Source organism: Clostridium beijerinckii, from assembly GCF_018223745.1.
Taxonomy (GTDB): Bacteria; Bacillota; Clostridia; order Clostridiales; family Clostridiaceae; genus Clostridium; species Clostridium beijerinckii.
The window spans coordinates 1,691,338-1,715,087 of the sequence record NZ_CP073653.1; the positions used below are offsets into that span (position 1 = coordinate 1,691,338).

Here is a 23,750-nt window from a genome sequence, read left to right on the forward strand (position 1 = left end):
TTATATTAGTATAATTTAGTTAAAGTAAGAAAATGTGAATTTTAGTTACCATTCTTGAGTATTATAGTAATATATGATATAATTATTAATAAGAAATAAATGAATATATTAAGTTGTACGGTTGGGCAAATTTTATAATTTGCTTTCAAGCAATTTTAGTTTCTGGGGTGGGAAACTCTTTTTGAGTATTCCCACCTCTTTTTTGTATAGAGTTTTAATAAATCAATGGTTAAATAAGAAATTAATATCTTATTTTTGCTGATTTTTGGGAATAAATAATTATGTGAAGGAGAGTAAAGTATGAAAAACAAAATTAAAATTAAAAATCCATTCTTGCAATTCTTTAAGAATGAGTCTTCGAGTGGGATAGTGCTGCTGTTTTGTGCAATTATTGCAATAATAATTGCAAATTCAAATTTTTCTAGTATGTATAATAATATAATTCATACTTATATAACTATTGGGTATAAGGATTTTTCTTTATCTATGTCAATTTTGCATTGGATTAATGATGGGTTGATGGCTATATTTTTTTTGGTAGTTGGAATGGAGATAAAAAGAGAAATAGTATTTGGAGAACTCAAGTCTTTTAAAAAAACTATACTGCCTGTATCAGCAGCTATAGGTGGGATGGTCGTACCAGCTATAATTTATGCGCTATTCAATTTCAACCAACCAACTATAATAGGATGGGGAATTCCAATGGCTACAGATATCGCGTTTGCATTAGGAATACTTTCTTTGGTTGGTAAAAAGGCACCAAAAGGAATAATAATCTTTCTTACAGCATTAGCTATAGTTGATGATTTGGGAGCTATTATAGTAATTGCTATATTTTATACAAGTGAAATTTCATGGATTGCATTAATCATAGGTTTGATTATTTTTTTAGCGATAATGTTGGCTAATAAACTCAATATTAAGAATAAATGGTTATATATTATTTTTGGAATTATATTATGGATTTGTTTCTTAAAATCTGGAGTACACGCGACAATTGCTGGAGTATTACTTGGAATGGGATTACCTATCGGAAAAAATATGGAGGAATTTAGAACATCAATTTTATATAGATTTGAGCATGTCCTAACGCCATTATCTTCATTTATAATTATGCCAATATTTGCATTAGCGAATTCAGGCATAACTATAGATATTAATAGTTTATCAGCAGCAATAATGAATCCAGTCAGTCTAGGTATAATTTTTGGATTATTTATAGGAAAACAAATTGGTATTTTTGGGGCTTCGTATATTTTAGTGAAATTAAAAATTGCAAAATTGCCATCTAAAGTAACTAAGAGGCATTTATATGGAGCAAGTGTACTTGGCGGAATTGGATTTACTATGTCACTTTTTGTTTCATCCTTGTCATTTACAGAGGAAAGTGCTTTATCTATGGCTAAAATAAGTATTATAATAGCCTCTATTTTATCTGCTGCATTTGGAGCTGTAATATTTAAAATAATAAAATTTAAAAGTGAAGAGCAAGTGTAATATAAATTTCATGAAAAATTAGAACTTATTTTTCTAAAAATAAAGGCAAAGGAAGAATAGTTAAAGTTTTGTAATACAAGCCATCTGTGCTAGTTTTGTTAAGATTTTTATAGGTTATATTTTGTGATAGTGGTTAAGATATTACTGCCAAACAAAATCAAAAATTTAAGGGAGGTAGATTTATATGGCTTCAAAAAATAGTGGAACAAACAGAACATTAGTACCAGAAGCAAAACAAGGATTAAACAGATTAAAAACAGAGGTTGCTTCAGAAGTTGGATTAAGCAATTATGAAAGCATGGATAAAGGAAACCTTTCTTCAAGACAAAACGGTAGCGTTGGTGGAGAAATGGTAAAAAGAATGATAGAAAGCTATGAACAAGGACTATAGAAGATAAATAAAAGCAGATGTACTGAGTTTATTCTCAGTACATCTGTTATTTAGATTACATACATTCAAAGTAAAAAGTAAAATTTTACTTTAGCAACGAGTTCCTTTATTAATGATAAATTTAACTTTTAATAATTATATATATTGCAAAAATAATTCGTCATCATAATTCTAAAGATATTATAAGAATCTTAGCAGTAATTGTGAATTTTGAAATGAGCATTGTAAATTGCGATATATATGAGTATATAATTTTATATAACTTCGGCATAGTATGTAAACAATAAGTATTGAGCTTATTGTTTTTTTATTCTTTAGGAATTTATATTCCAGTGAAATCTGTGGATGACTTAAAAAGGTTGATTAAATAGTTTGGGTATTTTAAAAAGAATAAAAAAGAAAATATATTCGCCTGCCAGATTTTTCTCACATGCGTTCGAAAAGGCAGATGGGTAAAAAAATCTCCGGCTCCACAGTCGCCTGTGATTTTTTATTGGAAAGGCTGAAAATTATTCTCATTTCTATTGACAGAATAAAGTAATGTCGAATATAATAAACATATGAACAGATATTCATATGTTCAAACGAAGAGGTGAAGAGTATGGAAAATAATAATATTGAAGTTTGTAACTGCACTATAATTCATGAAGATATAATTAATAAGGTTAAGGAATCTATACCAGAGGAAGAAACACTTTATGATTTAGCAGATTTATTTAAAGTGCTTGGGGATTCAACAAGAATAAAAGTATTATGTGCATTATTTGAGGCTGAAATGTGTGTCTGTGATATAGCAGCATTGCTTGGCATGACTCAATCTGCTATTTCACATCAATTAAGAGTTTTAAAACAAGCAAGATTAGTGAAATATAAAAGAAATGGTAAGGTAGTCTACTATTCACTAGATGATGAACATGTTAAAAGTATTTTTGATCAAGGGTTGATTCATATATCTGAGAAAAAATAAGTTTTAGATTGGGGGAAACATTATGGCAAGCAATATAAAAATAGCTAGTGGTCCTGTTAACGCAAAATTATCAAAGAAAGATAGTATAAAGAAAGTAAAGAAAGAATTTATCTTAGAAGGACTTGGATGTGCCAATTGTGCAGCTAAAATAGAACAAAAAATAAATGAATTAGATGGAGTTAATTTTGCCAATGTAAATTTTCTTACTAAAACTTTAATATTAGAAACAAATGAAGTTAATAAATTAGAAGAGCTGATAGGAGCAGTAACTAACATTGTAACTAATATTGAATCTCATGTTAAAGTTGTAGAAAAGGTAACAGAAAAAATTTTGAAAAAAGAAATTTTACTTGAAGGATTATGCTGTGGTAACTGTGCTGCAAAAATCGAAAGGGAATCAAATAATATAGATGGTGTGAAATCTGCACTAGTGGACTTTATATCAACAAAGCTTATTATAGAGATGGAAGACCCAGCAAAAGAAAATGCCATTATTGATAATGTTAAACGAATTGTCAAAAGAATAGAACCAGATGTTAATGTTGTTGAAATTGATGGAATAGATAGAAGAGCTATGAGCAAGAATGAAAAAGTTGAAGAGGATAATGATAAGTTGGAAATTATAAGATTAGCTATTGGTGCTATAATTTTTGGAGCCGCTACTATTTTTAAATTTTCAAATTATATAGAATTATTATTATATCTAATAAGCTATATTCTTATAGGTGGAGAAGTGGTCTTAAGAGCTCTAAAAAATATAGCTAAAGGTCAGGTATTTGATGAGAATTTCTTGATGACTATAGCAACTATTGGTGCTTTTGCAATAGGCGAATATCCAGAAGGAGTTGCAGTTATGCTTTTCTACCAAATAGGAGAAATGTTTCAAGATATGGCTGTTAATCGCTCTAGAAAATCCATCACATCACTTATGGATATAAGACCGGATTTTGCTAATTTAAAAATAAATAATGATTTCAAAAAAGTAGATCCAGAAGAAGTTAAGGTTGGAGATATTATATTAGTTAAACCAGGCGAAAAAGTGCCATTAGATGGTGAAATAATTGAAGGAAACTCTATGGTTGATACTGCTGCATTGACAGGTGAGTCTGTTCCTAGAGAAGTAGGGGTAGGAGACAGTATTTTAAGTGGAGTAATTAATAAAAATGGACTTTTAACAATAAAGGTAGAAAAAGAATTTGGAGATTCTACTGTTGCTAAGATACTGGATTTAGTTCAAAATGCAAGTGGAAAAAAGGCTCCGACAGAAAATTTTATAACAAAGTTTGCTAGATATTATACTCCTGCTGTTGTTTTTGCAGCTTTAGCACTAGCTGTAATACCACCAATTGTTATTGAGGGAGCAACATTCTCACAGTGGATTTATAGAGCATTAGCATTCTTAGTTGTATCTTGTCCATGTGCATTAGTTGTATCTATACCTCTAGGATTTTTTGGAGGAATAGGTGGAGCATCAAAAAATGGGATACTCGTTAAAGGTGGGAATTACCTTGAAGCATTAAATAATGTTGAAACAGTTGTGTTTGATAAAACAGGAACTCTTACAAAAGGAATATTTAAAGTGACAGAAATAAGGCCAGAAAATAATATTTCAAAAGATGAACTCATAGCTTGTGCGGCTTATGCAGAAAATTACTCAAATCATCCAATAGCAACTTCTATATTAAGAGCTTATGATAAAGAGATAATTACAGATAAGATAACAGGTTATGAAGAAATATCAGGGCACGGCGTAAAAGTTGTTCTAGATGGAAAAGAGGTATTTGCTGGAAACTACAAGTTAATGGATAAGGAGAATATATCTTATAACAAAGTAGATGAAATAGGAACTGTAGTCCATATTGCTATAGAAAAGAAATATGCAGGTTATATTGTTATTTCAGATGAAGTAAAAGAAGATTCATTAAAGGCTATAAAAGCTTTAAAAGAAATAGGCATTAAGAAGACAGTAATGCTTACAGGTGATAATAAAACTGTTGGAAGTAAAATTGCTAAAGAATTAGGTTTGGATGAAGTTCATGCTGAACTATTACCAGATCAAAAAGTAGAAGAGCTAGAGCTATTGTTTAAGGAAAAATCACCTAGAGGCAAGATAGTATTTGTTGGAGATGGAATAAATGATGCGCCAGTTCTAGCGAGGGCTGATATAGGTATAGCAATGGGCGGTGTTGGCTCAGATGCAGCAATTGAAGCTGCTGATGTAGTTATAATGACAGATGAACCATCAAAAATAGCTTCGGCTATAAAGATTGCAAAGAAGACTAGAACTATAGTAATGCAAAATATAGTTTTCGCATTAGGTATTAAATTGATAATATTGGCGCTTGTAGCTGTAGGTATGGGCACTATGTGGGAAGCGGTATTTGGTGATGTTGGAGTTGCATTGCTTGCAGTCTTAAATGCTATGAGAGCTATGAAAGTAGATAATATATAGTTATAGATTGGTGTAGTCATAATATTGCTATGACTACACTTTTTAAATGCAAATTTTTTTCTTATGTGACTAAGTCACACAAATTTATTAAAAAAAAGAATATAATACAATAAAGGAGGGATGAAGTGAATAATAGAATTGAAATATCAAGTGGGAATAGGTTGGAATATATAAAATCTCTATATAAGGTATATCCGGTGTTATATGAGATTAATAAAAAGAATAATGAAGTAATAAACGAACAAGCTAATTTTAAAACTTTATATGCTGATGAATATGTAGAAGCTACAGAGAAAGCGTGTAAAGGGATATTATTTGTTATAAAAGGTGTAATAAAAATACAAAAAATTAATAAGAATGGTGAAGAAACTAACCTTTATAATATAAGCCAAGGTGAATTTTGTCATGAAGCCTTAAGCTGCTTATCAGATTTGGAATCATTAAATATAACAGGTAAGGCAATTCAAGATTCTAAGGTATGCATAATTCCTTTTGAAGTGGTTAAAAAATATTTTATTAGTGATAATGACTTCTTATTATATATATATAAAGATTTGTATAATAAGTTTAATACTATCATAGGGAATAAAGAAGAAATTATTCATGAATCCCTTGAAACAAGGCTTATAAAATTGCTAATAAGCAAGAAAAGCAAAATAATTTATGCGACTCATAGTGAATTGGCTTTTGAAATTGATTCAGTTCGTGAAGTTATAAGTAGAAAGCTAAAGAATTTAGAAAAGCTTGGGTATATAAATTTAGAAAGAGGCAAAATAATCATACTTAAGGATTTAAATAAAATATTAAAAGACAATTAGAGATGAGAAATTAGGAAAGTATTTTAGGAGGAAGTTATAGTGTTTGAATTTTTAAAAAAAGATGATGGAAGAGTTATTAATGTAAATGAAATTGATGATCTAATAGGAAAAGTTGAATTGATTGATATAAGAGAAGAATATGAGTATAAAGGTGGAAGTATAAAAAGTGCCCAAAATATTCCTATGGGAGAGCTTTTAGATGAACCAGAGAAATACTTAAATAAAAGCAAAGAATACTATATAATGTGCCAATCAGGGGGAAGAAGTGCAAGAACGTGCAACAATCTAAGAAATCAGGGTTTCAAGGTTATAAATGTTGCAGGAGGAATGGGCTCTTATATAGGAAACAAAAGAAAATAAAGTACATAATACTAAGTAGTATTATTATTATTTTATAAATAATAATTATTTTGCTAGATTGAGGGGATATAACATGAAGAAAGTTATTGAATTTCATAAAGAAGGATATAATTGTGCAGAATCTATACTTAAAGCATTTAATGAGGATACAGGATCTGAAATTCCAATTGCAATAGCAAGTCCTTTTGGAGGAGGCATGACTATTGGAAGTACATGCGGAGCAATCACTGGAACTTTAATGGCGATAGGTGCATTAAAAGGAAGGAATAGCAGTGAAGAAAAAAATAATTCAAGAGTATTAACTAGAGAAATTATAAATAAAGTTAAAGAGAAGTATGGTACTCTTGAGTGTATTGAGCTTAAGAAAAAAGGTATAACTTGTGATGAAATCATAGAATATGCTTATAATATTTTGAATGAATATGCAAAATAGCATGATAAAAGAGGGGATTAAAAAATATTGTTTATTTGCTTCATGCAAATAAATAATATTTTTTACTATAATAAAACTAATTTAAAAGCTTGTACTATTTATGTTTTTTACCCAAAGGTTCATGTCTTCAAAGGTACCGCATATATTACAATTGTTTACTAGTCTGCCAGCAAAATTATAATTATGCTTACTTAGAACAAAGTTAATGCTAGGATTTATTGATCTAGATAAACTATATAAACAGAGAAAACCCTTAGTTTTTAAGTCTGATTCTAAAGAATAAATAATGTTTGATAATATTCCTATGCCTCTATAAGATGGATGAGTAGCACAGTCAGTTATTTCAGCATTCAAATTTTCTTTATTCATATCCGCTGAAGCTATGCTGATTATTTTTCCGTTATATACGGCAACTTTGTATAGAACTTTATCATTCATTGTTTGTTTTAAATATTCTTCATCATAAATAGGTGATTGATAAGTTAAAAAAACGGTGGAAAACAAATCTATCATTTCTTTTATATCATTTTTATTTGCGTTTCGAATAAGGTATCCTAAATTATTTTTTTGATGCGCATATGTGTTCCTAACATTCTGACATTCTTTTATTAATAGTTCTTTTCTTGCAAAATTGCTGCAAACTTTTCTATCGCTGTTAATAAAGTATGACATACAAAAAGCATCGTTACCTTTAAAATATCCATTGATCTTGCCTTCGGAATTGAATCCCGCATTAATAAAAGTTTCAAATGATTTAGTATCACAATTACAAATAATTTTACTTAAATGTTGTTTTGATGCAAAGTGAATTATTCTTTTCAAGTTTTGCATTGATATGGCATTAAAGTCAATTATTTTTATTCGCTTGTTAGGTAAATCTACTAATATTTTAGTCCGATCTATTTTTGCGTAAAAAGTATTATTTAATTCACATCTACTTGCTCTCATTAAATTGCTTTCTCCTTTTATCATAATGTATTACTTGAAGTTAGGAAAAAGTTTCTTAACTATAAGATATTTTTCCAGCCTCAAAAGTTTGTCCTAAGTTTAAGTTTATAATTATAAAAAAAATAATAAGCTATAGAGAAGTCTCTATAGCTTATAAAGCAATAATATTTATAGGCATACATAAAAAATATCAAAGTATACCAAAACTTCTCTTCTACGCTTACGAGATTAGCTGACGGATTCGGATTGAAGAAAATTAACCCTACTTATTATCGTGTAATAAGATTCACCCCAAAAAATGGTTCTCCCGTTCAAAGTGATTAAGCGTTACATATATCATTTTGTAATTATTAATATCTTATATATAAACATATCATTTTTAAATATTTGAGTCAATATATGTGTAAGTCAATGTGCATTATTATGCAAATATAAATATTAATTAATCAATTATATATTATAAATTCTTCCTTTTACTTTATTTGTGAAAGTGAAATAAATTTAAATAGTATAGGTTCGCATGCATTCGCTTGTGTTTTATTAATGTGTACTAAATGAATAAATTATATTTTACGGAAATATTATTAGATATAGCAATACTAAGGAGTTTAATGTGCCTAGTTTTAAAAAATGTAATTTATATTATGCTGGATTTCCTAATTATTTAGTGCAATATAGAGGAGATTTTCAGGGACAAATTGATAACATATCATATGCCTGTGGCGACAAAATTACTGATACAATTGCAGTAATCTCTATAGCACCAGAAGATTTAAACCGTTTAATGAAGGATGTTCCATCAATTCTTTATATAAATCCTAGAAGCAAATACGTACTACAAGAGGTCTCGCCATCAAGTGTAGATAATATCAATGCAATCAAAATTAATCCATACTTAGACTTAAATGGAAGAGGCGTGCTTATAGGTATGGTTGATAGCGGAATAGAATATTTAAATGAAGAATTTATAAGAGAGGATGATACTTCAAGAATAGTAAGTCTCTGGGATCAGACAGTACCAGATTCTACCGACACATCAGTTTATATTGGAAGAACATTTAGCAATGAAGAAATTACTAATGCAATCAAAGCTTATAGAAATAATCAATATCCATATCTAATTGTCCCATCAAAGGATGAAGTGGGACATGGAACACAGATGGCTGGTATTATTGGCGCAAGAGGTTATAATGCCGATGTTCAAGGCGTTGCATCAGGATGCGAATTTGTGATTGTTAAGCTTTTTGAATCTATCAATTTTAGAAATGAGCTTCAAGCAAATGGTATTCCTTATACACCAGTATATAATGATTCAGAAGTTTTAGCAGCAATATATTATTTGCAAAGTGTTGCAGTAAGACTGAATAGACCTATGGTTATATATCTGGGTGTAGGTACAACCGAAGGCAGTCATGATGGTAATAATCTGCTCTCAAGGTATTTAACTTCTATTGGAAAACTTAGAGGTATTGTTACTGTTACTGGTGTTGGAAATGAAGGATCGTCAGAAGGTCATACTTCTGGAATCATAAAACAAACTGGGGATGTGGCTTCTATTGAATTGAGAATACCTAGAGAGATGAAATATTTTTCTTTCACAATCTGGTTGATAAAACCTAATAGAGCATCTATAAATGTGGTTTCGCCTAATGGAGAATCATCAAAATTTATTAAAGCAAAGGCAAATGAAATACAAAATGTTAATTTTGTATTTTTTAAGACTCAAATGACTGTAAAATACTATGTTCCTGAGCATTTCACTGGTCATGAAGCCATAGCAATTAGTTTTGATGGCATAAAAGCAGGAATATGGACCTTCCAGCTAAGGGGAGATTATATAACAGATGGTAGATATCATATATGGTTACCACCACAAAAAACATTGCCAGAAAATACGAGATTTCTTCAAGCAGATCCATTTACTACATTGACAATACCATCTACGGCGCGAAGTGTAGTCACAACAGCTTATTATGGAAATGACAATGCTTTGGTTGCAGCATCTGGAAAGGGCCCTAATGTTAATACATATGTAGAAAACCCGGATATGGCTACTTTGGGGGCAGATATATTAGCAACGAATATAGGAGGCAAGACTACTACTGTTTCTGGCAGTTCAGTAGCAGCTGCTATAATAGCAGGAGCTTGTGCGCTTTTATTGCAATGGGGGATTGTTAATGGAAATGATAGAACTATGTTTGCAGCAAAAATCATAGCTTATTTAGTGCTTGGTGCAGATAGGAGCAATTTGGCTTATAGATACCCTACTAGAGAAATTGGATATGGATTTTTTGATTTACTAGGTACTTTTAATATAATAAGCAGAAGCTATAGAATGGACCTAGGCCTAGAAAATAAGTCAAGGGCAGATTGTAAAAAAGGGGATAAGTATATTGAATACAGTGTAAAAGCATTATTTATAAGAATTCCTAAAGAAATATAAATGTTAAAAAACAATACATTTGTTTAAAATTGTACATTGAAATAAGAAAATATGTAATATAAAGAAAAAAATCCTATTTTACCAACTAAAAGGTACTATAAATGGTATTTGATATTGTATTATATAGTGAACAGCATTGTTTGATGCTAATACAATAATTTAGGGGGATATAATATGAATAGAAATATTAAAAGAATAGTTGCATTAACAATTGCGGCAACTGCCTTTAGTGCAATTGTACCAGCAACAAGCTTAACTTTAACTACAACAGCTTATGCGTCAACAGGTGATTTATCAAGCATTAAATTAAAGACATCAGGCGGAAGCACAATAAAGACTTATAGTGATGATAATTATAAAAGTAAAAATGAAGTTGATGACGATGAGTTGAAAAATAATGAAACTTATTACGCTAAGACTTCATCTAGTAAAATAAAAATAAGTGTAAATGGCGCTGACTCAAGTAATGTTAGAATCTTTAAAGGAAGAACAAGTTCTACTAAAGGTGTAAAGACAAGCAGTACTATTGAACTATCCAAAGGATCAACAACAGTTCTTACAATAAGAACATATAACGATAATCCAGGAACGGTCAAATACAGTGATGATTCATATTCTAGTCAATACACTATTAGGGTGAAGTGTACAGCAAGTTCTTCTAGTGATGATGAAGATGTGTATTTGAAGAGCATCTCACTTAGTGAAGGGGATTTGAGTTTTTCTAAAAATACTTCTGATTACAGTGTAAATGTTTCGGGATCTGTTGATGAAATTAAAATAACCGCAAAACCAGATTGTGATAGTGATGAGTATGACGATTATGAAGTAAAAATAGATGGAAGTATTGTAGATGAAAGCGATAAATTTAGAAAAACAGTATCTTTAAATAAAGGAAAGAATAATATAAAGATAACTGTTAAAAATGATGGTGATAAGAGAACATACACATTGAATATTTATAGAGGTGGAAGTAGCAATAACTCTAATAGCAGTGGTACACCATTGCCAACTAAGAATATTAAGACAAATCAATGGGTACAGGTCAATGGAAGATGGCAATACAACGATTCCATGGGTAATTCAGTAAAAAATAATTGGATACGTAATTACTACTTACAATCAGATGGAAACATGGCCACAGGTTGGTTAAACTATGGAGGTACATGGTATTATTTGGGTGGCGACGGAGCAAAAAAAGCAGGCTGGCAGCTAGTTAATGGTAATTGGTACTATATGGATTCGGAAGGAAGAATGCAAACAGGATGGATTAAGGATGTGTCTGGAAAGTATTACTACTTATATAGTAATGGAGCTATGGCATACAATACCACTATTGGTGGGTATAGACTAGGATCTAATGGTGCTTGGATTAAGTAGAACTCATAAAATGCTTAATGTAAAGTTTTTATTTAGAAATAGTGATAATCTAGCTAATTAACATATATAGATAAACTAATTATAATCTATACTTATGCGTATACCTCACCGAAATGAATAAGATACTTTTGTTACAGTTTCTGGGCAATTCTGATGGGTGATTCTAAGGCTATAAAGTTGCATCTAAAGTGCTAGCCTCAAAGAACAAGCGCTCACAGAGAAAGTTCGAAGAATGAAATATAAAATTTCGATTCTCACTTTTTGAACTAGCACATTTGGAACAACTTATAGCCAAAGAATCACATCCATCAAAATTACCAATGAAACATTCCACAAAAGTATATTACTCATTTCTGGTTGGAGGATATTTCATAGTCTAAGTATAGTCTATGATTGTCTTATCTATACTTTTAATAAATTTATGACCCATACTAATATTTATAAATATTAGTATGGGTCGCATTTTTATAAATATGATAAGGCCATTTAATCATATTTATATTTTCATAATGAATAATTTGTACTTTAGCTAAATACTATTAAATATAAGTAATACTAAGGAGTTTGCTGTGCCTAGTTTTAAGAAGTGTAGTTTATATTATGGAGGACTGCCTAATTATTTAGTTCAATATAGAGGAGATTTTAGAGGTCAAATAGACAAAGTATCTTATGCGTGTGGAGATGTAATTACTGATACTATCGCGGTTGTATCTGCTTCACCAGAAGATTTAGTTAGATTGGCTAAGGATGTACCATCGATTCTTTACATAGATCCTAGAAGTAAGTACGTATTACAAGATATATCTCCGTCAAGTGTAGATAATATAAATGCAATTAAAATTAATCCTTACTTGGACTTAAATGGTAGAGGTGTCCTTATAGGCATGGTTGACACTGGAATAGATTATTTAAATGAAGAATTTATAAGGGAAGATGATACTTCAAGAATAATAAGTCTTTGGGATCAAACTGTTCCTGATTCTGATGATACCTCAGTTTACATAGGAAAAACCTTTAATAATGAAGAGATTACTAATGCAGTCAAGGCTTATAGAAATAAACAGGATGCATATTTAATTGTACCTTCAAGAGATGAAGTTGGGCATGGAACTCAAATGGCCGGTATCATTGGAGCAAGGGGGTATAATGCCGATGTTCAAGGGATAGCTTCTGGATGTGAGTTTGTGGTTGTAAAACTTTATGAGTCCATGGAATTCAGGGAAGAGCTCATAGCAAATGGTATTCCATATACACCAGTATATAATGATTCAGAGGTCTTAGCGGCAATAGATTATTTAAAAAAAGTTTCAGTAAGTCTTAATAGACCAATGGTTATATATATTGGAGTTGGAACAACAGAAGGTAGTCATGATGGTAATAATTTAATTTCAAGGTATATAGCATCGCTAGGAAGGCTTAGAGGACTAATTACAGTAGCTGGTGTTGGAAATGAAGGCGCTTCAGAAGGTCATGCTTCGGGAATTATAAAGCAAACAGGGGATATAGTTTCTATAGAATTAAGAATATCAAAGGAAATGAAATATTTTTCCTTTACAATTTGGGTAATAAAACCTAATAGGGCATCTATAAATGTAATTTCGCCTAATGGAGAATCATCTAAATTCATTAAAGCGAAAGCCAATGAAATACAAAATGTTAATTTTGTATTTTTTAAGACTCGAATGACTGTGAAATATTATGTTCCGGAATATTTTACAGGCCATGAAGCAATAGCCATAAATTTTGATAGCATAAAAGCTGGAATATGGACATTGCAGTTACGAGGAGATTATATAACTGATGGAAGATATCACATTTGGCTGCCGCCTCAGAAAACATTACCAGAGAATACAAGATTTCTTCAAGCAGATCCATTTACTACACTAACAATACCATCTACAGCTAGGGGAGTAGCAACAATAGCTTATTATGGAAATGATAATGCGTTGCTTGCAGCATCTGGAAAAGGTCCAAATGTTAATGTAGATATAAATAACCCAGATTTAGCGACGTTAGGGATAGATGTATTAACTACAAAAGTAGGAGGGGGAACTACAACTGTATCTGGTAGCTCGGTGGCTGCTGCGATAATTTCTGGGGCTTGCGCACTTTTGTTGCAGTGGGGAGTTGTTAATGGAAATGACAAAACCATGTTTTCAGCGAAAGTTATAGCATATTTGATTTTGGGTGCCGATAGAAGCAACTCGACATATAGATACCCTAATAGAGAAATAGGGTATGGATTTTTTGATTTACTTGGTACATTTAATATTATTAGCAGAAGTTATAGAATAAATCTAGATCTAAAAGAAAAAGATGAAGTCAGCATTGAGAAAAACTGTATTGAATATAGTGTAAGAAATCTACTTATAAGACTTCCGAAAACACATATGGAAATATTAAAATAAAAAATATGAGTATTTAATTAAGAAAATTTTCTTTATATATAATAATAAAGTCTCATATCAGAACTTGTATTATTTCTGAAGATTGTATTCCAAATTTATTTACAGTTTAATCCAATGTGTAATTAAATAATTGTGATGTTGCAAATCAACTCTAGTCATACTTTTCATTTTTAAGTAAATACTATTACTGATCTAAATTTATTAGAATAATTTTGGATAGTAAAAGGAGGTTTACACATGACAAATAAATTTAAAGAAAAGTTCGTTGGCACGCCAATAGAAAAGCATGATGCAGCAGCATGGGCTAATATGGAAGACGCACAACCTGTATCTAATGTGAACATTCCTAGCGAAGTACAAGTTAGAAATGCAAAAGAATATGTAGATACAAATCAAAAGTAAGTATATATCCATCACGAAATAAGAAACATGTTTTATTGCGGTTTCTAAGGAATTTTTATGGACGATTCTAAGATTAGAAGTTGTACCCAAAATGCTAGCCTCAAAAGCGAGTTTGAACTAGCATATTTGGAACAACTTCTAATCAAGAATCATAACCATAAAAATTCCAATGAAACACTCCACAAAACATGCTTCTTATTTCTAGTGGAATATAACTTTTGATTTTCAAATTATCTATAGAAAAATCCCCGGAAAATCGGGGATTTTTTTATTTTGGTTACTATTTACATGTGTATTATTTGGAATTTTTTTACTAATATTGCATATCAGCTAAGCGCTTATAAGTTTCATATCTTTCTTTTGCATTCTTTTCTGCTTCATCAAATAATTTATCGGCTACCTCTGGGAATACGTTCATTAATGATGAGTAACGTATTTCTCCATGCAAGAAGTCTTTATATGGAGCAGAAGGTTCTTTTGATTCAAGTAAGAATGGGTTTTTACCTTCATCTTTTAATAATGGGTTATATCTATATAGATGCCAATATCCAGACTCAACAGCTTTCTTTTCTTCTTTTATACTGTTACCCATACCAACTTTTATGCCATGGCTTATACATGGAGCATAAGCTATAATGATTGATGGTCCTGGATATTTTTCAGCTTCAGCTATTACCTTAATAGCATGATTCATGTTTGCACCCATAGCTATTTGAGCAACATATACGTAGCCATAACTCATAGCCATAAGTCCTAAATCTTTCTTTCTAGTTTTCTTACCTGCTGCTGCGAATTTAGCAACTTGAGCAGTTTGAGTAGATTTTGAAGCCTGCCCTCCAGTGTTAGAGTAGATTTCTGTGTCCATTACAAATATGTTTACATCGTCACCCATAGCAAGCACTTGATCGACTCCACCGTAGCCTATATCGTAAGCCCATCCGTCTCCACCGAGTATCCAGTGAGACTTTTTAACTAAATAATCTTTTCTTTCTAATATTTCTTTAGCAATTTCATTATTAGAATTTTTTAGAACTTCTAAAACTTTAGCAGAAGCTATTTTTGATTCGTTTCCATCATTAAAGTTATCAAGCCATTCACGGAATGCACTTTTAATGTTGTCACTAAAATCAGGTGATTCTAATCCTTCATTCATTAAATCTGCTAGCTTTTCTCTTATTTGTTTAACACCTAGGAAAATACCATATCCAAATTCGGCATTGTCTTCAAATAATGAATTTGCCCAAGCTGGACCTTTTCCTTCAGCATTTGTGGTATAAGCTATAGAAGGAGCACTTGCACCCCATATAGATGAACATCCAGTTGCATTAGCAATTATCATTCTTTCACCAAAAAGTTGTGTTAGAAGTCTTATATATGGAGTCTCTCCACATCCAGGGCAAGCACCGTTGAATTCTAGAAGAGGTCTAACTAATTGGCTGCCTTTTAAGGTATTTCTATCAATCAAGTCTTCCTTAGGTGTAAGCTTCATTGCGTATTCCCAGTTTTCAGCTTGCTCTAATATTTGTTCTTCAGCCGGTTTCATTATAAGAGCTTTACCAGGAGCAGGACATACATCAGCGCAGTTACCGCAGCCAGTGCAGTCTAGAGGAGCTATTTGTATTCTATAACCGTAGTTTTCTAGACCTTTTCCAGCAGCCTTCTTTGTAATGAAGTCTTCAGGAGCATTCTTCATTTCATTTTCATCAACTAAGAATTGGCGTACTGTAGCATGAGGACATATAAATGCACATTGACCACATTGTATACACTTATCTGTTTGCCATTCAGGAACATTAACAGCTATACCACGTTTTTCATAGGCTGTAGTTCCAAGAGGGAAAGTACCATCTTCCATTCCTTTAAATGTACTTGTTGGTAATTCATCACCTTCAAGTCTTGCCATAGGACGTTGAATGTTTTTAACAAAGTCTGGTTCGTCTTTAACTGGTTTATCACTATCTTCAGCATTGGCCCAAGATTCAGGTATACTAATTTCGTTCAATGAATCTATCCCTCTATCAACAGCATCATGATTCATTTTTACTATTTTATCACCTTTTTTACCATACAAGTGGGAAATTGAATCTTTTAAATATTTAACTGCATCTTCCACAGGAATAACATTAGCAAGTTTAAAGAATGCAGATTGCATTATCATATTAATTCTATTTCCAAGACCTATTTCGCCAGCAATAGCAATTGCATCTATAGTATAGAATTTAATATTATTTTTTGCCATATATCTCTTATATGCTGCAGGTAATTTATCTTCAATTTCATCCTTATTCCATGGGCAGTTAAGTACAAAAGTTCCATTCTTTTTTAGCCCCTTTAAGACATCAAAATTATAGATAAAGGATTTGTTGTGACAAGCAACATAATCTGCATTATAAACTAAATAAGGAGATTTTATAGGGCTCTTTCCAAATCTTAAATGGGACACTGTAGTACCACCAGACTTTTTACTATCATAAGAAAAATATGCTTGAGCATATAAATTCGTATTATCACCTATAATTTTAACAGCACTCTTATTTGCTCCAACTGTACCATCTGATCCTAACCCCCAGAATTTACAGCTTATAGTTCCTTGTGGTGTAGTATCAATTATTTCTCCTTCAGGCAGAGAAGTGTTAGTAATATCATCAACTATACCAACAGTAAAATTATCTTTTGGCTTATCTGAATTTAAATTGCCAAAAACAGAAATAATTTGAGACGGTCTTGTATCTTTAGATGCTAACCCATATCGTCCACCAACTATCACTGTTTTGTTATCTTTATTATAGAAAAGCTTAGTAACGTCTAAATATAATGGCTCAGCAGGTGCACCAGGTTCTTTTGTTCTATCTAATACAGCTATTTTCTTAACAGACTTAGGTAAAACGTTAAAGAAGTACTTATCACAGAAAGGTCTGTATAAATGAACCTTTATCATACCTACTTTTTCGCCTTTTTCTCTTAAGTAGTCTACAACTTCACTTATAGTATCACATACTGAACCTATGGCTACTATAACTCTTTCAGCTTCAGGATCTCCGTAGTAATCGAATGGGTGATATTCTCTTCCAGTAATATTTTTTAATTCCTTCATGTAATTTTCTACTATATCAGGCACTGCATCAAAGAAAGGATTTTGAGCTTCTCTTCCTTGGAAGTAGATATCAGGATTTTGTGCTGTACCTCTAGCAACTGGATGTTCAGGATTTAAAGCTCTATCTCTGAAAGCTTTTAAAGCAGCTTTATCTACGAGTTTAGTTACTTCTCCAAAATCAGGTACCTCAATTTTTTGGTATTCATGCGATGTTCTAAAACCATCAAAGAAATGAGTAAATGGAACTCTTCCTTTAATTGCACTTAAATGGGCTATACATGCTAAATCCATTACCTCTTGAACACTGCTTGATGCAAGCATAGCAAATCCGGTCTGTCTAGTTGCCATAACATCTTGGTGATCTCCGAAAATTGATAGTGCGTGAGTTGCAATTGCACGAGCAGTTACATGAAATACTGCAGGCAAAAGTTCTCCAGCAATCTTATACATGTTTGGTATCATAAGCAGCAAGCCTTGTGATGCTGTATATGTAGTAGTTAGTGCACCAGCTTGAAGTGATCCGTGTACTGCGCCAGCTGCACCAGCTTCAGATTGCATTTCAGCAACCTTAATTGGCTGATTAAACATATTTTTCTTTCCGTGAGCAGACCATTCATCAACCCCCTCGGCCATAGGTGTAGAAGGCGTTATAGGATATATTGCAGCTACTTCAGTAAAATTATAGGAAGCATATGCTGCGGCTTGATTTCCGTCCATTGTTTTTGTGACTTTTTGCATTAGGCTAATCCTCCTCTTCTATTTTTATAGAAAATCATAATTTATTTATCTCATTTATTATTTGAAAACTGAGGAAAAGTATACATATTTCTGATAAGCCGTACATTTAGTAATAATTTATATTAAATTATGGACATGGAAGATATTAAATATAAAATTCTATAAGCGAAATCTTTATACAATCTTTATGCAGAAGAAAAAAGTCTTAATCCAATCTTTATATTATAGCTAGTAATATTTATATATGAGATATGAATGACGAAAGGAGAAATATGATGATGCTAGATTTTATTTTTTTGACATCATTATTTGTAGGATTTTTTTCTATCATACTGTTTGCTAATTGGTGTGGAAAACAAACTAACAAGTAAAAGAAAATAAATGGGGGAATATAAATGCTAAGTTTAGTTGTAATTATAATTTTACTTTTTGGATATTTAGGGTATGCATTATTTAATCCAGAGAAATTTTAAAATTATTAGTAGTGGAACTAGGAGGAATAGTTATGGAGTGGTTACAAATAATAATAACTTTACTACTTTTTATGATAATAGTAGTACCAGTTGGAAAGTATCTATATTATGTTAGCACTGGTCATAAAATCATTGGAGACAAGCTATTTGATAAAATCGATAACTTTATCTACAAGATATGTGGAATAAGTAAAGATGACGAAATGGATTGGAAAGAATATATTTTTTCTATTATAGCAGTGAATGCTGCAATGGTATTTATAGGATATATAATGCTTAGAGCTCAAGGATTCTTATTTTTTAATCCAAATAAAATAAATGGAATGGAACAAAGTCTATCTTTTAATACAATTATAAGTTTTATGACTAATACAAATCTTCAAGATTATAGTGGAGAATCAGGACTTTCTAATTTTAGTCAAATGATAGTGATTATTTTTATGATGTTTACATCAGCAGCAACAGGCTTTTCAGCAGCTATTGCTTTTATTAGAGGAATAATTGGAAGAAAGTTAATAGGAAACTTTTTTGTAGATATGACAAGAGTTACAACAAGAGTTTTATTGCCACTATCAATAATAGTGGGAATTCTTTTGGTAAGTCAAGGCGTACCACAAACTTTATCTGGAACTAAAACAGTTACTACAATAGAAGGTAAAATGCAAGATATAGCAATTGGCCCGGTAGCAGCTCTTGAATCAATTAAGCATATAGGTACAAACGGCGGAGGTTTCTTCGGGGCAAATTCGGCTCACCCATTTGAAAATCCAACACCTATATCAAATTTAATTGAAATACTATCTATGATGATACTTCCAGGAGCACTAGTTTATACTTTTGGGTTAATGCTTAGAAATAAAAAACAAGGCTGGACCATATTTGGAGCAATGGCTGGAATATTTATAATAGCACTTCCAATATGTTATTATGCAGAAAAGGCTGGAAATCCAGCATTAGCACATGTGGGGTTAAATCAACTTATGGGGAATATGGAAGGGAAAGAAGTGAGATTTGGAGTAGGACAATCTGCATTATTTGCGACAGTAACTACGTCCTTCACAACAGGAACAGTTAATAATATGCATGATTCATTAACACCTATAGGTGGAGCAATTGCTCTTATGAATATGATGCTTAATGTTGTATTCGGAGGTAAGGGCGTAGGATTTATGAATATGATGATGTATGCTATTCTTACTGTCTTTTTATGTGGACTTATGGTTGGCAGAACACCAGAATTTTTATCAAAGAAAATTGAAGGAAAAGAAATTAAGCTTATAGCATTAGCTATAATAATTCACCCATTACTAATATTGATGTCCTCAGCTTTGGCATTAATATCGCCAGAGGGAATTGCAGGAATATCAAATTCAGGATTTCATGGGTTAACTCAAATAGTTTATCAATTTACATCTTCAGCAGCAAATAATGGTTCTGGATTTGAAGGGTTAGGAGATAATACTCTGTTTTGGAATACTGCCACAGGTATAGTGATGTTTTATGGAAGATATTTATCAATTATAATTCTTCTTTCGGTAGCTGGCTCTTTAGCGGCCAAAAGAACAATTCCAACAACAATAGGAACTTTTAGAACAGATAATACAATGTTTGCATTAACTCTAATTGCAATTGTTTTAATAATTGGAGCATTAACATTTTTACCTGCTTTAGCGCTTGGACCAATAGCAGAGCATTTAACATTGTGGAATTGATTATTATGAAGTAGAAAGCAAGGAGAAAAATAGTATGAGTGATAAAAGAAAAAAGTCTAAATTTATTACAAGAGATATATTGAGAGAATCCATTATAGAGTCCTTTAAGAAACTAAATCCTAAATATATGATAAAAAATCCAGTTATGTTTGTTGTTGAAGTGGGATTTGTTATAACTTTATTGCTTACATTTTGTCCAAGCTTATTTGGAGATAAAGGAAGTAATTTAAGAATATATAATTTTATTGTAGCTCTAATATTGTTTATAACAGTACTTTTTGCAAATTTTGCGGAAGCCGTAGCTGAGGGTAGAGGAAAGGCTCAAGCTGAGAATTTAAAGAAAATGCGTAAAGATACTGTAGCAAAATTGTTGAATGCTGATGGAACAACTAAGGTCATAAATGCAAATGAATTAAAAAAAGGAGATATAGTTTTAGTTGAAAATGGAGATATAATTCCTAATGATGGTGAAGTTGTAGAAGGAATAGCCTCTGTTGATGAATCTGCAATAACTGGTGAGTCAGCACCTGTTATGAAAGAACGTGGAGGAGATTTTGCATCAGTTACAGGAGGAACAAAGGTTGTAAGTGACTGGCTAAAGATTGAGATAACAGCAACACCAGGTGAGTCATTTTTGGATAAAATGATATCTCTTGTAGAGGGAGCATCAAGACAAAAAACTCCAAATGAAATTGCGCTTAATACTGTACTTGTTAGCTTAACAATTATATTTCTTATAGTTATAGTTGCACTTTATCCAATGGCTAATTATTCGGGTGTTTCAATTTATATTTCAACTTTAATAGCACTTCTTGTTTGTTTAATACCAACAACAATTGGTGGTCTATTATCGGCTATTGGGATTGCAGGTATGGATAGAGTTACTAAATTCAATGTTATAGCTATGTCAGGAAAAGCTGTAGAAGCCTGCGGAGATATTGATACAATGCTTCTTGATAAGACAGGTACTATAACATTTGGTAATAGATTAGCCTCGGATTTTATACCAGTTGACAACGTAAGGAAATTAGATTTAATAAATTATTCAGTAATCTGTTCAATAAAAGATGATACACCAGAAGGAAAATCAATAGTTGATCTTGCTAGAAGAAGCGAAGCAACAATTAATGAAGAAGAGTATAAAAATTTAGATTTTATTGAGTTTACAGCTCAAACAAGAATGAGCGGAGTGGACTTGCCTGATGGTACTGCTATAAGAAAGGGAGCTTCTGATTCTATAAGAAACAGAATAAAAGAAATGGGAGGAATTATTCCAGATGATTTAGATGAAGCTGTTAACAGAGTATCAAAACTTGGAGGAACACCTCTTGTAGTTTGCATAAACAATAAAATATACGGAGTTATATATCTTAAAGATACTGTTAAACCAGGTCTTGCTCTCAGATTTCAAAGACTTAGAGAAATCGGAATTAAAACAGTTATGTGTACTGGTGATAATCCATTGACTGCTGCAACTATTGCTAAAGAAGCTGGTGTAGATGAATTTATAGCTGAATGTAAACCAGAAGATAAAATTGATGCAATTAAAAGAGAACAAGAACAAGGTAAACTTGTAGCTATGACTGGAGATGGAACCAATGATGCACCAGCTCTAGCACAGGCAGATGTAGGACTTGCCATGAATAGTGGAACCACAGCGGCTAAAGAAGCAGCTAATATGGTAGATTTAGATTCGGATCCAACAAAAATTCTTGAGGTAGTTGAAATAGGAAAACAATTATTGATTACAAGGGGGGCTTTAACTACTTTCAGTATTGCTAACGATGTAGCAAAGTATTTTGCTATTATACCTGCCATATTTACAGTAGCTATACCTGAAATGCAGATTATGAATATAATGAGACTTTCAACACCATATAGTGCTATACTATCGGCTCTTATATTTAATGCAATAATAATACCACTACTTATTCCTGTGGCAATGAAAGGCGTAAAATATAAACCGATGAAAGCAGAGATGATGTTGCTTAGAAATATGCTTATTTATGGAGGCGGTGGAGTAATTATTCCATTCATAGGAATAAAGGTAATTGACATGATTATTACTCCGTTAGTCAGAATTCTTAATATTGGCTAACTTAGATAGTGAAGATTATTAGCTAAGAAAAAATTATGCACCTCAATAAGAAAAGGAGATTTTTATATGAAAATAATCAAAAAATCTATTCTGTTAAGTATTACTTTTATGGTACTTTGTGGGCTTATATATCCTCTTTTAATGACTGGAATAAGCCAGTTGGTTTTTAATAGAAAAGCTAATGGAAGTATGATAACTGTTAATGGAAATGAAGTTGGATCGGAACTTATAGGACAAAATTTCACAGATCCAAGGTTCTTTAGAGGAAGAATTTCAGCTGTAAATTATAACACTTATACAGAAGCAGATACTGTACCCGATGAAAGCGGAAAGGCAGTATATAGTGGAGTGGGCTCAGGGTCACAAAATTTAGCGCCTTCCAATGAAATTCTTAGAGAAAGAGTTGAAAAAGATATAAATGATTTCTTAGCTGCTAATCCTGGAGTTAAGAAAGAAGATATACCAACAGACTTGCTTACAAGTTCTGGTTCTGGGTTAGATCCTGATATAAGTCCAAAGGCGGCAGAAATTCAAATTCCAGCAGTTTCAAAAGCATCAGGAATAAGTGAAGCAGATCTTCAAAAAATAGTTAATAAATATACTGAAGGTAGAACACTTGGGGTATTTGGTGAACCAAGAGTAAATGTTCTAAAAGTCAATATGGAAATAGCTTCACTTTTAAATATAAAGTAATTTGGGATTCTAGTTCATTTTACTTTTATAGAATGAGAGGGATTACTATGAAAAGAGTATTTTTAGGGCTTTTAGCTATTATCATAATCATTTCCATAGCTGGGTGTAATAATAATCCATATGCTGGAGAATATAAAACATCTGATAATACTATTTTAGAGCTTAATTCGAATGGTAAATGCAAGGTAATAAACAATTCTTATAAGGATGTATTTTATACGTATGGTAAGTATACTATAAATGATAATAAAATAGAAATAACTTTTGATGAGGATAAACAAAACTATATGAGAGTTAAATCTTTAAATGGAGAAGTTAAAGGAAGTAATATAGAATTTTATGATTACTTAGGAAAAGAGTCTACTTATTCTAAAGTAGAGTAGTGAAAGTACTTTTATATTATTATTAGACGATATATAATTTCATTAGGCAGAAGGCGCAATCAA

The 23,750-nt window shown here is 31.5% G+C and carries 18 protein-coding genes, 1 riboswitch and 1 other annotated feature; of the genes, 16 read left to right on the forward strand and 2 right to left on the reverse strand.

Annotation, left to right across the window (positions count from 1 at the left end):
• Nucleotides 1–119 precede the first annotated feature (119 nt).
• Nucleotides 120–177 (forward strand) — a sequence feature (sodium ion sensor (DUF1646 type); this cis-regulatory element may regulate processes involved in with the transportation of sodium ions).
• A gap of 123 nt (nucleotides 178–300) precedes the next feature.
• The 7 genes from nhaA (at nucleotide 301) to KEC93_RS07750 (ending at nucleotide 6,918) form a co-directional block, all read left to right on the forward strand.
• Entirely contained in the window at nucleotides 301–1,497 is a 1,197-nt protein-coding gene (nhaA, locus tag KEC93_RS07720) for a Na+/H+ antiporter NhaA (protein WP_023976255.1), read from the forward strand.
• Nucleotides 1,498–1,681: 184 nt separating this feature from the next.
• The gene (locus KEC93_RS07725; RefSeq protein WP_011968779.1) at nucleotides 1,682–1,888 is read left to right on the forward strand and encodes an alpha/beta-type small acid-soluble spore protein; all 207 of its coding nucleotides are present in this window, start codon (nucleotides 1,682–1,684) and stop codon (nucleotides 1,886–1,888) included.
• A gap of 601 nt (nucleotides 1,889–2,489) precedes the next feature.
• Entirely contained in the window at nucleotides 2,490–2,855 is a 366-nt protein-coding gene (locus tag KEC93_RS07730) for an ArsR/SmtB family transcription factor (RefSeq protein ID WP_011968780.1), read from the forward strand.
• 22 nt (nucleotides 2,856–2,877) lie between these two features.
• Nucleotides 2,878–5,307: a heavy metal translocating P-type ATPase gene (locus tag KEC93_RS07735; RefSeq protein WP_023976254.1), complete on the forward strand. Its 2,430-nt coding sequence runs from the start codon at nucleotides 2,878–2,880 to the stop codon at nucleotides 5,305–5,307.
• Nucleotides 5,308–5,432: 125 nt separating this feature from the next.
• Entirely contained in the window at nucleotides 5,433–6,125 is a 693-nt protein-coding gene (locus KEC93_RS07740) for a Crp/Fnr family transcriptional regulator (protein WP_023976253.1), read from the forward strand.
• Nucleotides 6,126–6,164: 39 nt separating this feature from the next.
• Nucleotides 6,165–6,485, forward strand: a complete 321-nt coding sequence (locus KEC93_RS07745; protein ID WP_011968783.1) for a rhodanese-like domain-containing protein — start codon at nucleotides 6,165–6,167, stop codon at nucleotides 6,483–6,485.
• A gap of 73 nt (nucleotides 6,486–6,558) precedes the next feature.
• Nucleotides 6,559–6,918 (forward strand): C-GCAxxG-C-C family protein, encoded by a 360-nt coding sequence (locus tag KEC93_RS07750; RefSeq protein ID WP_023976252.1) that lies wholly within the window; start codon nucleotides 6,559–6,561, stop codon nucleotides 6,916–6,918.
• Nucleotides 6,919–6,999: 81 nt separating this feature from the next.
• On the opposite strand, the gene ablB is transcribed toward KEC93_RS07750, so the two are convergent.
• Nucleotides 7,000–7,866 carry a putative beta-lysine N-acetyltransferase gene (gene ablB, locus KEC93_RS07755; protein ID WP_023976251.1) on the reverse strand — a complete coding sequence of 289 codons (867 nt, stop codon included), beginning with the start codon at nucleotides 7,864–7,866 and terminating at the stop codon, nucleotides 7,000–7,002.
• 202 nt (nucleotides 7,867–8,068) lie between these two features.
• Nucleotides 8,069–8,203, reverse strand: a riboswitch (cyclic di-AMP (ydaO/yuaA leader).
• A gap of 276 nt (nucleotides 8,204–8,479) precedes the next feature.
• On the opposite strand from ablB, the gene KEC93_RS07760 reads away from it, so the two are divergent.
• The 4 genes from KEC93_RS07760 to KEC93_RS07775 all read left to right on the forward strand — a co-directional run bounded on the left by KEC93_RS07760 (nucleotide 8,480) and on the right by KEC93_RS07775 (nucleotide 14,496).
• On the forward strand, nucleotides 8,480–10,309 hold the full coding sequence (locus tag KEC93_RS07760) for a S8 family peptidase (RefSeq protein ID WP_077868649.1): 1,830 nt from the start codon (nucleotides 8,480–8,482) through the stop codon (nucleotides 10,307–10,309).
• Nucleotides 10,310–10,483: 174 nt separating this feature from the next.
• Nucleotides 10,484–11,686, forward strand: a complete 1,203-nt coding sequence (locus KEC93_RS07765; RefSeq protein ID WP_077868648.1) for a cadherin-like beta sandwich domain-containing protein — start codon at nucleotides 10,484–10,486, stop codon at nucleotides 11,684–11,686.
• 569 nt (nucleotides 11,687–12,255) lie between these two features.
• Nucleotides 12,256–14,094 carry a S8 family peptidase gene (locus tag KEC93_RS07770; RefSeq protein ID WP_023976246.1) on the forward strand — a complete coding sequence of 613 codons (1,839 nt, stop codon included), beginning with the start codon at nucleotides 12,256–12,258 and terminating at the stop codon, nucleotides 14,092–14,094.
• A 237-nt stretch (nucleotides 14,095–14,331) separates the two neighbouring features.
• On the forward strand, nucleotides 14,332–14,496 hold the full coding sequence (locus tag KEC93_RS07775; protein WP_023976245.1) for a CDIF630_02480 family spore surface protein: 165 nt from the start codon (nucleotides 14,332–14,334) through the stop codon (nucleotides 14,494–14,496).
• 313 nt (nucleotides 14,497–14,809) lie between these two features.
• Here the strand turns inward: KEC93_RS07775 and nifJ are convergent, their stop codons facing one another.
• Nucleotides 14,810–18,328: a pyruvate:ferredoxin (flavodoxin) oxidoreductase gene (gene nifJ, locus KEC93_RS07780; protein ID WP_023976244.1), complete on the reverse strand. Its 3,519-nt coding sequence runs from the start codon at nucleotides 18,326–18,328 to the stop codon at nucleotides 14,810–14,812.
• A 395-nt stretch (nucleotides 18,329–18,723) separates the two neighbouring features.
• Here nifJ and kdpF point away from each other — a divergent pair, with 395 nt between their 5' ends.
• From kdpF to KEC93_RS07805, 5 genes are all read left to right on the forward strand, one after another.
• A complete protein-coding gene (kdpF, locus tag KEC93_RS26875; protein ID WP_077310054.1) occupies nucleotides 18,724–18,801 on the forward strand; it encodes a K(+)-transporting ATPase subunit F in 78 nt (25 codons plus the stop codon).
• 32 nt (nucleotides 18,802–18,833) lie between these two features.
• Nucleotides 18,834–20,513, forward strand: coding sequence for a potassium-transporting ATPase subunit KdpA (kdpA, locus tag KEC93_RS07790; protein ID WP_023976870.1), 1,680 nt, complete (start codon nucleotides 18,834–18,836; stop codon nucleotides 20,511–20,513).
• Between the two features lie 34 nt (nucleotides 20,514–20,547).
• Nucleotides 20,548–22,611, forward strand: a complete 2,064-nt coding sequence (kdpB, locus tag KEC93_RS07795; RefSeq protein WP_077868647.1) for a potassium-transporting ATPase subunit KdpB — start codon at nucleotides 20,548–20,550, stop codon at nucleotides 22,609–22,611.
• Between the two features lie 66 nt (nucleotides 22,612–22,677).
• Nucleotides 22,678–23,304: a K(+)-transporting ATPase subunit C gene (locus tag KEC93_RS07800; RefSeq protein ID WP_077868646.1), complete on the forward strand. Its 627-nt coding sequence runs from the start codon at nucleotides 22,678–22,680 to the stop codon at nucleotides 23,302–23,304.
• A 47-nt stretch (nucleotides 23,305–23,351) separates the two neighbouring features.
• On the forward strand, nucleotides 23,352–23,687 hold the full coding sequence (locus KEC93_RS07805; protein ID WP_065415896.1) for a hypothetical protein: 336 nt from the start codon (nucleotides 23,352–23,354) through the stop codon (nucleotides 23,685–23,687).
• The last annotated feature ends 63 nt before the right edge of the window (nucleotides 23,688–23,750 follow it).